This is a genomic window from Caballeronia catudaia, from assembly GCF_001544755.2.
Classification (GTDB): Bacteria; Pseudomonadota; Gammaproteobacteria; order Burkholderiales; family Burkholderiaceae; genus Caballeronia; species Caballeronia catudaia.
Map to the genome: position 1 here is coordinate 85,908 of NZ_FCOF02000015.1, position 13,748 is coordinate 99,655.

The 13,748-nt window shown below is 63.7% G+C and carries 10 protein-coding genes and 3 tRNA genes; 7 read left to right on the forward strand and 6 right to left on the reverse strand.

Annotated elements, in window-relative coordinates; genetic code table 11:
- The first annotated feature begins 33 nt into the window (after nucleotides 1–33).
- The gene (locus AWB75_RS17905; protein WP_061125428.1) at nucleotides 34–1,455 is read left to right on the forward strand and encodes an undecaprenyl-phosphate glucose phosphotransferase; all 1,422 of its coding nucleotides are present in this window, start codon (nucleotides 34–36) and stop codon (nucleotides 1,453–1,455) included.
- Between the two features lie 92 nt (nucleotides 1,456–1,547).
- Nucleotides 1,548–2,069 carry a PadR family transcriptional regulator gene (locus AWB75_RS17910; protein ID WP_061125429.1) on the forward strand — a complete coding sequence of 174 codons (522 nt, stop codon included), beginning with the start codon at nucleotides 1,548–1,550 and terminating at the stop codon, nucleotides 2,067–2,069.
- A gap of 16 nt (nucleotides 2,070–2,085) precedes the next feature.
- Here the strand turns inward: AWB75_RS17910 and rpiA are convergent, their stop codons facing one another.
- The 5 genes from rpiA to rnr all read right to left on the reverse strand — a co-directional run bounded on the left by rpiA (nucleotide 2,086) and on the right by rnr (nucleotide 7,897).
- The gene (gene rpiA / locus AWB75_RS17915; RefSeq protein WP_061125430.1) at nucleotides 2,086–2,775 is read right to left on the reverse strand and encodes a ribose-5-phosphate isomerase RpiA; all 690 of its coding nucleotides are present in this window, start codon (nucleotides 2,773–2,775) and stop codon (nucleotides 2,086–2,088) included.
- 64 nt (nucleotides 2,776–2,839) lie between these two features.
- Nucleotides 2,840–3,235: a SirB2 family protein gene (locus AWB75_RS17920; RefSeq protein WP_061125431.1), complete on the reverse strand. Its 396-nt coding sequence runs from the start codon at nucleotides 3,233–3,235 to the stop codon at nucleotides 2,840–2,842.
- A gap of 13 nt (nucleotides 3,236–3,248) precedes the next feature.
- A complete protein-coding gene (locus AWB75_RS17925) occupies nucleotides 3,249–4,070 on the reverse strand; it encodes an N-acetylmuramoyl-L-alanine amidase (protein ID WP_061125495.1) in 822 nt (273 codons plus the stop codon).
- Nucleotides 4,071–4,552: 482 nt separating this feature from the next.
- Nucleotides 4,553–5,296 carry a 23S rRNA (guanosine(2251)-2'-O)-methyltransferase RlmB gene (gene rlmB, locus AWB75_RS17930; protein WP_061125432.1) on the reverse strand — a complete coding sequence of 248 codons (744 nt, stop codon included), beginning with the start codon at nucleotides 5,294–5,296 and terminating at the stop codon, nucleotides 4,553–4,555.
- Nucleotides 5,297–5,431: 135 nt separating this feature from the next.
- Nucleotides 5,432–7,897 carry a ribonuclease R gene (rnr, locus tag AWB75_RS17935; RefSeq protein ID WP_061125433.1) on the reverse strand — a complete coding sequence of 822 codons (2,466 nt, stop codon included), beginning with the start codon at nucleotides 7,895–7,897 and terminating at the stop codon, nucleotides 5,432–5,434.
- Between the two features lie 264 nt (nucleotides 7,898–8,161).
- On the opposite strand from rnr, the gene AWB75_RS17940 reads away from it, so the two are divergent.
- The 3 genes from AWB75_RS17940 (at nucleotide 8,162) to AWB75_RS17950 (ending at nucleotide 8,696) form a co-directional block, all read left to right on the forward strand.
- Nucleotides 8,162–8,248: transfer RNA gene (locus tag AWB75_RS17940), tRNA-Leu, on the forward strand.
- A gap of 137 nt (nucleotides 8,249–8,385) precedes the next feature.
- Nucleotides 8,386–8,472 (forward strand) — tRNA-Leu (locus tag AWB75_RS17945).
- A 137-nt stretch (nucleotides 8,473–8,609) separates the two neighbouring features.
- A tRNA-Leu gene (locus AWB75_RS17950) sits at nucleotides 8,610–8,696 on the forward strand.
- 236 nt (nucleotides 8,697–8,932) lie between these two features.
- Here the strand turns inward: AWB75_RS17950 and AWB75_RS17955 are convergent.
- Nucleotides 8,933–9,358 carry a hypothetical protein gene (locus AWB75_RS17955; protein ID WP_235012146.1) on the reverse strand — a complete coding sequence of 142 codons (426 nt, stop codon included), beginning with the start codon at nucleotides 9,356–9,358 and terminating at the stop codon, nucleotides 8,933–8,935.
- A gap of 387 nt (nucleotides 9,359–9,745) precedes the next feature.
- On the opposite strand from AWB75_RS17955, the gene AWB75_RS17960 reads away from it, so the two are divergent.
- Both AWB75_RS17960 and AWB75_RS17965 read left to right on the forward strand, forming a co-directional pair.
- Nucleotides 9,746–12,238 (forward strand): acyl-CoA dehydrogenase, encoded by a 2,493-nt coding sequence (locus tag AWB75_RS17960; protein WP_061125434.1) that lies wholly within the window; start codon nucleotides 9,746–9,748, stop codon nucleotides 12,236–12,238.
- 51 nt (nucleotides 12,239–12,289) lie between these two features.
- The gene (locus AWB75_RS17965; RefSeq protein ID WP_061125435.1) at nucleotides 12,290–13,726 is read left to right on the forward strand and encodes a 3-oxoacyl-ACP reductase; all 1,437 of its coding nucleotides are present in this window, start codon (nucleotides 12,290–12,292) and stop codon (nucleotides 13,724–13,726) included.
- The last annotated feature ends 22 nt before the right edge of the window (nucleotides 13,727–13,748 follow it).

A 13,748-nucleotide genomic window follows, 5' to 3' on the forward strand; every position in this document is an offset into this window, starting at 1 on the left:
CGGTCTGGATTAATGCGAGAAAAAAATCACGGTTTGTTTGCATGGCTGGCACGTTGTCTCGATGTATGTCTCATCATTGCGGGCGGATTGATCGCGCATGACATACGCTTTTCGTCGCTCGACATCAGCGACATGGAAAGGCTCCTGATCGCGTTCAATTCCGCACTCGCTCTCGTTCTCTTCCCCGCATTCGGCGTGTACGAAACCTGGCGCGGCAAGCCGCTCGCGGAGATGTTCGCGCGCGTCACGCTCGCGTGGATGACCGTGGTCGCGGCGGGCCTTCTGCTCGCCTTCACGCTGCATCGCATGGATGCCGTGTCGCGACTCTGGTTCGCCTATTCGACGCTCATCTCCGGCGCGCTCATCATCGCGGCGAAACTGATCGCCTATTCGGTGCTGCGCCTGATGCGCGGCCGCGGCCTGAACCAACGCACCGTGGCGATCGTCGGCGCACAAGGTTTTTCGCGGACCTTGCTCGCACACCTGTGCAGCACGCCCGAGCAAGGCTTCACGCCCGTGTGCATGCTCGATACGACCAGCGACGAAGAATTGCAGGCCACCGGCTTCGACGGCGTGGCCGCGCCGACGACCGCTGTCGGCATGGGAGGCAATCGTTTGCCTGTGCTGAGCGACTTCGACGACCTCGTCGACAAGGTGCGCGCCGAGGAAATCAACGAAGTCTGGCTCGCGCTCCCGCTGTCGCAGGAACACACGATCTACCGCTTCGTGCACGCGTTGCGGCACGACTTCGTGAATCTGCGGCTGATTCCGGACACGCGCAGCATTTCGCTCTTCAACCATTCGATGACCGATGTCGCGGGCCTCGCCACCATCAACCTGACGACGTCGCCCGGCAACGCCTTCCAGATGTGGCCGAAGCTGGTCTTCGACCGTTTATTCGCGGCGACCGCGATCCTGGCGCTCGCGCCGCTCCTGATCGCGATTTCGATTGCCGTGAAGGCGACCTCGAAAGGACCGGTTTTCTTCACGCAGCACCGCAAGGGCGCGGACGGACGGCCGTTTCGCATCTACAAGTTCCGCTCGATGGCGGTGCATCAAGAAAACCAGGGCCACGTCACGCAGGCGACGCGCAACGATCCGCGCGTGACGAAGGTCGGCGCGTTCCTGCGGCGCACGAGCCTCGACGAGCTGCCCCAGTTCTTCAACGTGCTGTTCGGGCACATGTCGGTGGTGGGTCCGCGTCCGCACGCGATCGAGCACGACGATCTGTACAAGGATCTCGTCTACGGCTACATGTTCCGCTACCGCATCAAGCCGGGGATCACCGGCTGGGCGCAGGTGAACGGCTATCGCGGCGCGACGGAAAAAGTCGAGAAGATGCAGAGCCGCGTGAAATTCGACCTCTTCTACATCGACAACTGGTCGTTCTGGTTCGACATCAAGATCGTCGCGATGACGATGTTCAAGGGATTCATCGGACGCAACGCGTATTGATCGATGCGTTTGCTTGCGGCACGCGCGACGGCTCGAAAAAAGCGATATCGTGAGTGGATCGCCATTGGACCGTGGCCGCGAGGAAATCGATCATGTTCGGCAGACACGCGCATCGAGAGCCGCGTCAGAGCGCGGCCTTTCACGTCATGACGGGCATGCAGGGCGAAAGAAAGAAACGCCGCCGCATGTCCGATTCAGGCCATTTGCGGCTCGCGATACTCGAATCGATCGGCGAATGCGCGCGCGATGCGCAGGGCGTCATCGAAGCGCTCACGGCGCGCTGCGGAGGCTTCTACGGCCCGAGCCCCGGTTTCGTCTACCCGATGCTTTCGCTGCTCGAAGATCAGGGCTACGTCGCGGCGGATGAGCCGGACGGTACACGCCGGCGCTACACGATCACGCAAGCCGGGCGCCGTTATCTCGACGAGAACCAGCCGTTCCTGAACGCGATCAGCGCAGAGCGTTCCGCGAATGCACCCGCCTTGCGCGAGGCGCTCGATCGGCTGAAACACGCACTCGTGCGGCGCGCGCGCCCGGACGGCGACGACGCCGCCCGGCTGGACAAGATGCGGGAAATCCTGACACGCGCGACGCGCGAAATCGAAGCGCTCTGAACCGGCCCGTCTGCTTCTATTCGTAGTCGATCCGCTCGACGCCCGTTTCCGTGCCGAGCAGGCAAATATTCGCGCCGCGAGCCGCGAAAAGTCCGACCGTCACGACGCCCGGCCATGCGTTGATCTGTGCTTCGAGCGCGCGCGGATCGCTGATCTTCAGGCCTTTCACGTCGATGATTTCGTTGCCGTTGTCGGTGATGTAAGGCGCTCCGTCCTTCGTCACGCGCAGGACCGGCACGCCGCCGAGCGCCGTGAGCTTGCGGCCGATCGCGGTGCGCGCCATCGGCACGACTTCGACGGGCAGCGGGAACGTACCCATCACCGGCACGCGCTTGCTCGCATCGGCGATGCAGACGAACACGTCCGCCACCGATGCGACGATTTTTTCGCGCGTCAGCGCGCCGCCGCCGCCCTTGATCATCGCGCCGCTGGCATCGATTTCGTCAGCGCCGTCGACGTACACGGGCAGCGTCTCGATGTCGTTCAGATCGAACACTTCGATGCCGTGCGATTCGAGCCGCGCCGTACTCGCGAGCGAGCTCGACACCGCGCCGCGATAACGCGCCTTCGATCGGGCGAGCGCGTCGATGAAGCAATTGGCCGTCGATCCCGTGCCGACGCCGATGATCGCGCCTTCCGGCACGTTCGCGTTCACGTAGTCGGCGGCGGCCTGGCCGACCAGTTGCTTGAGTTCGTCTTGAGTCATGGGAGCGGTCGTGCTTTCGGAGAAAACTGAGATTTTATCGGAGCGCGGGCGCGGGGCGCGCGGATCATGCCATCGCGTACAGGAAACCGAGCGGATCGTGCGAGCGCGCAACCGACGCGATGAACGCGAACACGATGATCGCCAACACGCCATATACGGCGCGTGCGCCCTTTGTGCGGGCGCGCTTCAGCGCGAGCGTGCCGAGCACGATATAGACGACGAGGCCCGCGATCTTCGCGGAAAGCCACGCGGCATTCGCACTGAAGCCGACGATCGCGACCAGCGCGACGGCGCTCGCGAGCAGGAGCGTGTCCATGACGTGCGGGAGGACTTTCGCCGGGCGCGCGGTGAGGAGGTGCGAATCCGTCAGCATCCAGATCCAGCGCAGCACGAATCCGGCGATGGAAAGGCCTGCGCAGGTCATGTGGATCGCGCGCACCGAGGGGAAATGGTCGGCCATCGCGGGCTCTTTTTTAGTTGGCGAAGTACTTGTCGAGCAAGGCCTGGGCGATGGCGTCGCTTTCCGCGTCGGCGTTGCCAGCGTAGTCCGACGGGCGGAAGTGCATCTGAAAGGCGCTGAAGACGCGGCGCGTTTTGACGTCGAGTACGCCGTCGGTCGCTACGTCGTAACCGTAGCGCTTCAGTTTTTCCTGCAGCGCGCGCACGTCGGAGGGCGCTTGCCGGTCGCGGCCGGCGAGATGCGCGGCGACGTTCGCGTCGTCGGGCCATGCCCCCACGCCGGCATCGTACAGCGCGCGCCACGGAAAAAGCGGACCCGGATCGATCTTGCGTTGCGGCGCGATGTCGCTATGGCCGACGACGCGCGTCGGAGGAATGGCATAGCGCGTGACGATGTCGCGCGAGAGCTTGATGAGCACGTCGATTTGCGCGGGCGGGTACGGTTGCCATTTTCCATCGCCGATGGGGCCGAGGTTCACGTTCTCGATGCCGATGGATGAAGCGTTGAGTTCGGTCGCGCCTTGCCAGGAACTGATCCCGGCGTGCCATGCGCGTTTGTCTTCGGGCACGAGTTGATAGACGACCGGTTCGCCTTTTTCGATGCGCGGGACGTCGGGGACGATGTAGTGGACGCTGACGGAGTCGCCGGTCAGGACCTCGATCGAACGCGCTTCGTCGATCTCGGTGTAGTGCATCACGAGGAAGCGGGTCCGGGAGTCGGCGTTTTGGGCACGGTAGCGCGTGTCGGCGATGTAGGTGGTGCGGTCGTGTTGGGTGGTGCAGGCGGTGAGGAAGCACGCCGATATCAATGCGGCCAGCGCTCTATTCAAACTCATCGAACAGTCTATTTTGTACATCCGCGTTTCCTAGCTTCGCGAATTGGTTTGCCTTCGCCCGATCGAAGTCGGCATCCCAGAGCGAAAGCACCCATCGCTTGTGCTCGAGCAGAACATTGGTATCTGGCCGGCCCTTGGACAATCTGGGCAAACTAATCCGGCGGTTCGAAAGTGAACCGTATTCGCTATCTCGCAGCTTGGGCGAAACAAACACTTCATAGCTCTTCGGCTCGATCGCGATCAGCGCCCGGCGACTGACGCACGCTTACTGCGTAGTCGATATCTTTCGGCTTATAGATTCCCTTCGGCGTCGCCACAACGAGCGTTCCGTCTTGCAGTGGTTGAGGCCATGACACCTCTTGCCCCTTATGACTATGGAACCACTGCAACACCGCCCGATGCGCTGGAGTCAGACGTTCAAAGATTGAACTAAGAGATGCCATGCAATTGCGCGCTTAACGTTCTAATTAGATTGCGTTGCCTTACTTCTTCACCGCCCTCTGCCTGACCGCCTCGAACAGGCAAACGCCACTCGCCACCGAAACATTCAGACTCTCGACCGTCCCCGCCATCGGAATATTCATGATCTCGTCGCACGTCTCGCGGGTCAGACGCCGCATGCCCTCGCCCTCCGCGCCGACGACGATCGCCACCGGCCCCTCCAGCTTCGTCTCGTAAAGCGACGCGGTCGCCTCGCCCGCCGTGCCGATCACCCAGACGCCCGCATCCTTGAGCTCGCGCAGCGCGCGCGCCAGATTCGTCACGGTGATATACGGCACGCTTTCCGCCGCGCCGCTCGCCACCTTCGCCGCCGTCGCATTCAGGCCCGCCGACCGGTCGCGCGGTGCGATCACCGCATGCGCGCCCGCCGCATCCGCGACGCGCAGACACGCGCCCAGGTTGTGCGGATCGGTGACGCCGTCGAGCACCAGCAGCAACGGCGTGCCCGAAATGCCATCGAGCAGTTCGGCCAGATTCTGCGCAAGCGGCAGATCATGCGCACGCGCGACCACGCCCTGATGCTGAATATTGCCCGCGAGGCCCCACAGCCGCGATTCGTCCGCCGCGATCAGCCGCACGCCCGCTTCCTTCGCGGTCCGCAGAAAGTCCTGCATGCGCCGATCCTTGCGCGACGGGTCGTACAGCACCTCCTCGATCGACGATGCATCCGCGCGCAGACGCGCGGTCACTGCGTGAAAACCGTATAGAACCTTGAGACGTGACATGACTGATCCGAACCTTCGCTGAGAACTTGAAAAACACGACGCGGCCCGAAGCAATCGCCACCGGGCCGCGCGTATTCGTGTGGCGGCGTCGTGCGCGCCGCTCGTCTATCGCTTCTTACCGCTTTCTACCGCTTCTTACCGCTTCTTACGCGCCGCGCGCCCGCTCGACGCCGTCTTCGTCGCGCCGCGCTTCGTCGCCACGCCGCCACGCGCGCCGCCTGGCGCCGCGCCCTTCTTCGTGCCGCCGCGCGCGCGCGTGCCCGGCATGTCGTCGTCGGGCAGCGGACGAATGCGCGGACCCGCGACACCACTGCCGCTCGACGCCATCTCCGCGGCACCAGCCGACGACGACGGACGCGGCGACTGCGACTTCACCGGCGTATCGCGCACGAGCCGGAAATCGATCTTGCGCGCATCGAGATCGACACGGCTCACCTGCACGCGAACGCGATCCGACATCCGGTAGCGGATGCCCGTGCGCTCGCCGCGCAGCTCGTTCTTGATCTCGTCGTACTGGAAGTAATCGGAGCCGAGCTCGGTCACATGCACGAGCCCTTCGATGAACAACGAATCCAGCTGCACGAAAATGCCGAACGACGTCACGCCGTTGACCATGCCGCCGTATTCCTCGCCGAGCTTGTCGCGCATGAAATAGCACTTGAGCCACGCTTCGACGTCGCGCGAGGCTTCGTCGGCGCGCCGCTCGTTCGACGAGCAATGCAGGCCCAGTTCCTCCCAGATCGCAACGCTGTTGCGCGAGCGGCCGCGCGCAGTGTCGTCGGCCTTCTGCATTTCGCGGGCGGCTTTCGTCAAACCCGTGCTCAGCGACACATCGTGCCCGACGTCCGGCAGATACTTCTTGCCTTGCAGAATCGCGTAGATCGCGCGATGCGTGAGCAAGTCGGGATAGCGCCGAATCGGGCTCGTGAAGTGCGCGTACGCTTCATACGCGAGCCCGAAATGGCCGATGTTGTCCGGGCTGTACACGGCTTGCTGCATCGAGCGCAGCACCATCGATTGCAGCATTTGCGCGTCGGGCCGGTCGCGAATCTGCGCGATCAGCGCGGCGTAATCGCTCGCGTGCGGCTTCTCGCCACCGGTCAGCGTCAGACCGACGCCGCGCAGGAACGTGCGCAGGTTCTCCAGCTTTTCCTCGGTCGGCCCCGCATGCACGCGGTACAGCCCCGGATGCTTGTTGCGCTTCAGAAAATCCGCCGCGCAGACATTCGCCGCGAGCATGCATTCCTCGATCAGCCGATGCGCGTCGTTGCGATGACGCGGCACGATCTGCTCGATCTTGCCCTGCGGGTTCACGACGATATACGTCTCGGTCGTATCGAAATCAATCGCGCCGCGTTTCTGACGCGCGGCATGCAGCGCCTTGTAGACGCCGTAGAGATCCTGGAGCTGCGGCAGGATATCGGCGCGCTTCGCCGCTTCCGGGCCCTTCGTGTTGGTGAGCACGGCCGCGACTTCGGTATACGTCAGCCGCGCCGCCGAATGCATCACGCCCGGATAGAACTGATACGCCTTGATCTCGCCACGCGCAGTGATGACCATGTCGCACACGAGCACGCAACGATCGACCTGCGGATTCAGCGAGCACAGTCCGTTTGACAGCTTCTCCGGCAGCATCGGGATCACGCGACGCGGGAAATACACCGACGTGCTGCGATCGAGCGCGTCGACGTCGAGCGCATCGTTCGGGCGCACGTAGTGCGATACATCCGCGATGGCGACCAGCAGACGGAAACCTTGGCCGCGCCCTACCGCGACCTGCTCGCAATAGACGGCGTCGTCGAAATCGCGCGCGTCCTCGCCGTCGATGGTGACGAGCGGCACGTCGCGCAAATCGACGCGATGACGAATATCCACCGGACGCACTTCGTCGGGCAGCTTCGCGGCAGAAGCCAGCGCGGCGTCGCTGAACTGATGCGGCACGCCGTATTTGCGCACGGCGATCTCGATTTCCATGCCGGGATCGTCGATATCGCCGATCACTTCCATCACGCGGCCGAGCGGCTGCGAATGGCGGCTCGGGAAATCCGTCAGATCGACGGACACCACTTGCCCGACCTTGGCCTTCTTCGGATTCTGCGTAATGAGAATGTCGTGCCCGATGCGCTTGTCTTCCGGCACGAGAATGAGCGCGCCGTTCTCGTTGATCAGCCTCCCAATGACGCGCTTGTTCGCACGATCCGTGACTTCGACGATATGCCCTTCCGGCCGCCCGCGCCGGTCGTACCCGACGATGCGCGCGAGCACGCGGTCGTTGTGCATGACTTTCTGCATTTCGCCGTTGGGAAGGAAGAGATCGTCCTGGCCGTCGTCGCGGATCAGGAAGCCGAAGCCGTCGCGATGCCCCTGCACGCGGCCCGCCACGAAATTCGACGGATGCGTGAGCTGATAGTGGCCACGCTTGTCGAGGCGGATCTGCCCGTCGCGCTCCATTGCCGCCAGTCGCTTGAAAAATCCTTCGCGCTCCTGACGCTTGATCGACAGCGCCTCGGCAATGTCGTTCGCGGCATGCGGTGTCTCGCTCGTGCGCAGCACGCCGAGAATTTCTTCGCGGCTCGGAATCGGATACGGATATTTGCTCAAGGGCGTAGTCGTGTTTTTTCTCGTTGGTCGGACTTTTGCGATGCTTTGCAAACGGAAAGGCGGTCATCGTTGCGGGTCATTCTAACACCCGTCGTTTAAGCGCCACGGGCTTGCGGGCGGACGCGGCGCGGCTGGCGCCCCACGATGCATGCCGCATCGAAATGCTTGACAGACGTATTGGACGGGCTATAATGGCGTTCTTTGCTGCTGAACGAACTCGAACCAGCAGCGAATTTGCAGTAACTTTGTAGCAAGACGCACCTTGCCCAGGTGGCGGAATTGGTAGACGCACTAGGTTCAGGTCCTAGCGGTGGCAACACCGTGGAGGTTCGAGTCCTCTCTTGGGCACCAGATGTTTGAAAAAGCCACCTTCGGGTGGCTTTTTCTTTTTGTGCGGAGACCGTATTTTTGTTTCATTCGAGTCGTATGACGTTTCGATTGACACGGCGTCCGTTCCCGCTAAAATAGCGGGCTTGCTGTACCCCTTGGCCCAGGTGGCGGAATTGGTAGACGCACTAGGTTCAGGTCCTAGCGGTGGCAACACCGTGGAGGTTCGAGTCCTCTCTTGGGCACCAGATGTTTGAAAAAGCCACCTTCGGGTGGCTTTTTCTTTTTGTGCGGAGACCGTATTTTTGTTTCATTCGAGTCGTATGACGTTTCGATTGACACGGCGTCCGTTCCCGCTAAAATAGCGGGCTTGCTGTACCCCTTGGCCCAGGTGGCGGAATTGGTAGACGCACTAGGTTCAGGTCCTAGCGGTGGCAACACCGTGGAGGTTCGAGTCCTCTCCTGGGCACCAAGGTCTCTCTTTCGCGAGACGCTCGCTTGAGCGCATCGCATGCAAAAACCCCACGCATCGTCGTGGGGTTTTTGTTTTCCGGCTTCACTTCTCGAGCGCATTCGTTTTCCGATTCGAGCATCGACTCGCCTCTGGCCGGATCGCGAATTGTTGAACCACGCTCACTCGCGAACGACCGCCTCGCAAGAGCGGGGCAGCCGGTTCGAAACCGCCGTCGGCAAACACGAATCACCGGCCTAAGCCTGCCCGTCGTCGAACCTCAATAGACGGATCAGGCGCAGGATGCCGCCCGGGTCCATGACGCCCTCGGTACACTGTCGGACGGCGAGCAGCCATTTCATCGTCGTGTCGGACATGCGGAGTTCATGCTGGATGGCAGCAACGGGCACGTTATGGTCGAGGAAAACCAGCGCCAGATAGATGGCCAGCAACGTTGGTTCACCGAACATGCCTCTGTACATGCCGTCTTCGCTCCACTCGGCTGACTCGCGGATGCTGTCGAGCATTTGAAAGTCCAATGGAATGCGCAGGAAATTCATTTCGCCGCTGGAACGAATCAGCAGATAAAGCAAGTCTCCCGTAATGACCACCCAATCCGAAAAGTTGGCTTCATAAGGTGTGACGCCGATGTTTAGCCTGACTAATTGATCGTTCTTCTCCACGCTCACATATGCTCCCGTGGCCACCACGCACGTGGCAGGTGGTCACAACAAGAAGCCCCGGTGTTGTGACTCGCTGCGGCCGATCCGGCAAAAGACGTTCCGCAGCACCCTTCGACGCCCCGCGGACGCGGGGCGTCAAAATCTTTTCGGTTTAGCTTGTTTAGTAAATCGAACTAATCGCAATCAAATAACTACTCAGAAGTCAAGACGTCAGGATAACTCCCGAATATTGGGCACCAAAGTAGATCCGTCCTAATCCGGGCCGGTTCCGAGTAAGACCTCTAATTTGACGAGCGGACGCTGCAGCAACCTGCCCGAGCCGAGCCCGTGCGAGAAAACTCCGTGGCATGATGCGTGCTTCGATGCGGATAACCTCGGAGATCCGTGATGTCCGCTTTCTACGTCGTCGCTTTCCTGCTTCTCGGCAGCGCGCTGACGTTTCTGCAAGCGCCCGCCGTGGCGTGGTTCGCGGCGCTCGCAATCTGGGTGGCCGCGGGGCCAGTCATCGGGGTGACGGGGGCCGTCGGCGTCACGCTGCTCGCGATCGTCTTCGTTTTGCAGGCTCTGGTGCTCGCCGTCACGCCGCTGCGCCGCGCGCTCGTCAGCCGGCACGTGTTCGGCGCGTTCCGCAAGATGCCGCCGCAGATGTCGTCGACGGAACGCGACGCCATCGAAGCCGGCACCGTCTGGTGGGACGCGGAGCTCTTCTCCGGCCGCCCGCATTGGGACCGGTTGCTAGCGCACAGCGCGCCGACGCTGACGCAAGAAGAACAGGGCTTCATCGACGATGAATGCGCGCGCCTGTGCGAACTCTCGAACGACTGGGACACGACCGCGATCTGGCAAGACCTGTCGCCAGAAGCGTGGGCCTACATCAAGGAGCACGGCTTTCTCGGCATGATCATCCCGAAGCGATACGGCGGAAAGGCATTCTCCGCGTACGCGCATTCGCAGGTCATCATGAAGCTCGCGACGCATTCGTCGGCGGCGGCCGTTTCGGTGATGGTGCCGAATTCGCTCGGTCCGGCCGAGTTGCTGCTGCACTACGGCACCGAGGAACAGAAGGACCACTATCTGCCGCGGCTCGCGCGAGGCGACGACATTCCCTGCTTCGCGCTGACGAGCCCCTACGCCGGATCGGACGCCGCCGCGATTCCCGATGTCGGCATCGTGTGCCGCGCCGAGCACGAAGGCCGCGAGACGCTGGGTTTTCGCGTCACGTGGGAGAAGCGCTACATCACGCTCGGGCCGATCGCGACCGTGCTCGGCCTCGCCTTTCGCGCGCTCGACCCCGATCATCTGCTCGGCGAGGCCGACGCGCCCGGCATCACCTGCGCGCTCATCCCGACGCACCATCCCGGCGTGCATATCGGACGAAGGCATTGGCCGCTCAACGCAGTGTTCCAGAACGGCCCGAACTGGGGAAAGGACGTGTTCATCCCGATGGACTGGGTCATCGGCGGACGCGCGCAGGTCGGCCGAGGCTGGCGCATGCTGATGGAATGCCTCGCGGCCGGGCGCGCGATCTCGCTGCCTTCATCGAACGTCGGCATGGCGAAGCTCGCGGTGCGCGGCACGGGCGCGTATGCCGCCGCGCGCCGCCAGTTCCGCACGTCGATCGGACGCTTCGAGGGCATTCAGGAAGCGCTCGGGCGCATGGGCGGCAACCTCTACGTGATGGACGCGGCGCGGCGGCTGTCCGCGCAGGCCGTCGATCTCGGCGAGAAGCCATCAGTGATATCGGCGATCGCGAAGTATCACATCACGGAACGCGCACGCAAGGTGATCAACGACGGTATGGATGTCGTCGCGGGCAAAGCGATCTGCATGGGGCCGTCGAACTTTCTGGCGCGCGCGTATCAGCAGATGCCGATCTCGATCACCGTCGAAGGCGCGAACGTCCTGACGCGCTGCCTCATCATCTTCGGACAGGGCGCGATTCGCTGTCATCCGTACGTGCTGAAGGAAATGGCCGCGACGCGCGACGACGATCTGCGCGCCTTCGACGCCGCGTTCTTCGGCCACGCGGGCTTTCTGGCGTCGAACGCGATGCGCAGTTTCGTGTACGCGTGCTGCGGCGGCGCGCTCATGCGCAAACCCGCGCACGCCGATGCGCGCCTTGCGCCTTACTACCGCGCCGCCACGCGCCTGTCGAGCGCGTTCGCCCTGTTCGCCGACGTCACGATGCTCACGCTCGGGGGCGAACTGAAGCGGCGCGAACGGCTCTCGGCGCGGCTCGGCGATATCCTCTCGCAGTTGTATCTGCTCTCGGCGACGTTGAAGCGTTTCGAGGACGACGGCCGTCCCGAAAGCGATCTGCCGCTCGTGCGCTGGGGCGCCGAGGACACGCTGTATCAGGCGCGCGCCGCGTTCGATGGCCTGCTCGCGAACTATCCGAACCGCGCGGCGGGGGCTTTCCTGCGCGCCGTCGCGTTCCCGTTCGGGCTGCCGCATGCACCGAGCGCCGACGCGCTCGGCAACGATATCGCGATGCTGATGCAAACGCCCGGCGATGCACGCGAGCGCCTCCTCGCGGGCTCGCACGTTTCGGCAATCGAAACCGATCCAGTCGCGCGCGGCGAAAAACTGCTCGCGCTCACGCCCGCAGTCGCGGCGCTGGAAGCGCGTCTGCGCGGCGCGGTCAAAGCGGGACAGACCGCTCCACTGCCGCAAAGCCCGCAAGACATCGACGCGTGGGCGCAGCGCGCGGCCGGGCGCGGTCTCATCGATGAGAACGAGCGGGCGCTCCTGACCGAATGGGCCGCGCATGCGCGCGAAGCCGTGAAAGTCGATGATTTTTCCGCAGACTTCGGTATCCTCGAAGCATTGCAAAAGCGCAGCGCGGCGCTTGAGCGGCCGTCGCCCGAAGCCATCGCCTGAAGCAACGAGGCCAAGACAACGCCGCGCGCCCCGACGACCGATTGCCAATCGATGAAAGACCGCTATCTCGACTTCGTCAATTCGCCCTTCGGCACGAGCATCGCACGCTCGCTCGGCCTGCCGCGTCCCGAAGCTTTGCGCCGCCATCGCGCGGATCGCGCCGAATTCGGCGGCATCGCGGCCATCGGCGCGGGACCGTCGCCGGCGCGCTTCGATGACCTGATGGCCGTGCTGTCCGCCATCGGCATGACGAGCGTCGCGCACGAAAGCGCATCGGGCTGGCTGCCCGTCGCCGCGCGCCACGGTGCGATGAGTGGCCGCTTCGAGCCACGCGCGCGCGATTCGCTCGCCAGCGACCGCGTCGAAGCGCTGATCTTCGATGCGACCGGCATCGCGCAAAGCAGTCAGTTGCATGCGCTCTACGCGTTCTTTCACGACGCGCTGCGCTCGCTCGCGAAGAACGGGCGCATCGTCGTGCTCGCACGCCCGGGCGCGACTTCCACGAGCATGGCGGGCGTCGCGGCCGCCACCGCGCAGCACGCGCTCGAAGGCATGGTCCGCTCGCTCGGCAAGGAAGCGCGCAACGGCATCACGTCGAATCTGCTGCGCGTCGCCGATGACGCGAGTTTCGAATCAGCGCTGCGCTTCTTCCTGTCGCCGCGCTCGGCGTATGTGTCGGGTCAGGTCGTCACGATCGACGCGCCTTCCGCCGACCCGCAAAGCTGGACGAAGCCGCTCGCGGGCCAACGCGCGCTCGTGACGGGCGCGGCGCGCGGCATCGGCGCGGCGATCGCGGCGACGCTGGCCGAGCATGGCGCGATCGTCACCGGGCTCGACGTCGACGCCGCCCGCGATGCGCTCGATCAGACCATGCTCTCGATCGAAGACGCGTCGCCCTCCGGCGGCGCGCACGCGGCGCTCGTCGCGGATATCGCCACGCCGGAAGCGCCCGCGGAGATCGCCGCGGCGCTCGTCGCGTCGGGCGGCATCGACATCGTCGTGCACAACGCGGGCATCACGCGCGACAAGACCATCGCGCGTATGACCGATGAAATGTGGGACAGCGTCATCGACATCAATCTTCTGGCGCAAGAACGCATCGACGAAGTCCTGCTCGGGCAGAACGTTCTGCGCGATGACGGGCGGATCGTCGCGATATCGTCGATCGGCGGCATTGCGGGCAATCGCGGACAGACCAACTACGCGACCTCGAAGGCCGGCGTGATCGGCCGCGTGCGCGCGCTGGCGCCATTGCTGCGCGAGCGCGGCGTCACGATCAACGCGGTCGCGCCCGGCTTCATCGAAACGCAGATGACCGCGCGCATGCCCTTCGGCGTGCGCGAGGCCGGCAGACGGCTCAATTCGATGGGGCAAGGCGGCCTGCCCGTCGATGTCGCCGAGACCGTCGCGTGGCTCGCGAGCCCGGGCAGCGCAGGCATCACCGGCAATGTCGTGCGCGTGTGCGGGCAAAGCCTGATCGGAGCGTAAAGAGGACATAAGGAGAACAATG

What these genes read in the sequence shown, in the direction of transcription:
- AWB75_RS17910 (WP_061125429.1), top strand. Translation starts at nt 1,548, where the DNA reads ATGTTCGGCAGACACGCGCATCGAGAGCCGCGTCAGAGCGCGGCCTTT.
- rpiA (WP_061125430.1), bottom strand. Translation starts at nt 2,775, where the DNA reads ATGACTCAAGACGAACTCAAGCAACTGGTCGGCCAGGCCGCCGCCGAC.
- AWB75_RS17920 (WP_061125431.1), bottom strand. Translation starts at nt 3,235, where the DNA reads ATGGCCGACCATTTCCCCTCGGTGCGCGCGATCCACATGACCTGCGCA.
- AWB75_RS17925 (WP_061125495.1), bottom strand. Translation starts at nt 4,070, where the DNA reads ATGAGTTTGAATAGAGCGCTGGCCGCATTGATATCGGCGTGCTTCCTC.
- rlmB (WP_061125432.1), bottom strand. Translation starts at nt 5,296, where the DNA reads ATGTCACGTCTCAAGGTTCTATACGGTTTTCACGCAGTGACCGCGCGT.
- AWB75_RS17960 (WP_061125434.1), top strand. Translation starts at nt 9,746, where the DNA reads ATGTCCGCTTTCTACGTCGTCGCTTTCCTGCTTCTCGGCAGCGCGCTG.
- AWB75_RS17965 (WP_061125435.1), top strand. Translation starts at nt 12,290, where the DNA reads ATGAAAGACCGCTATCTCGACTTCGTCAATTCGCCCTTCGGCACGAGC.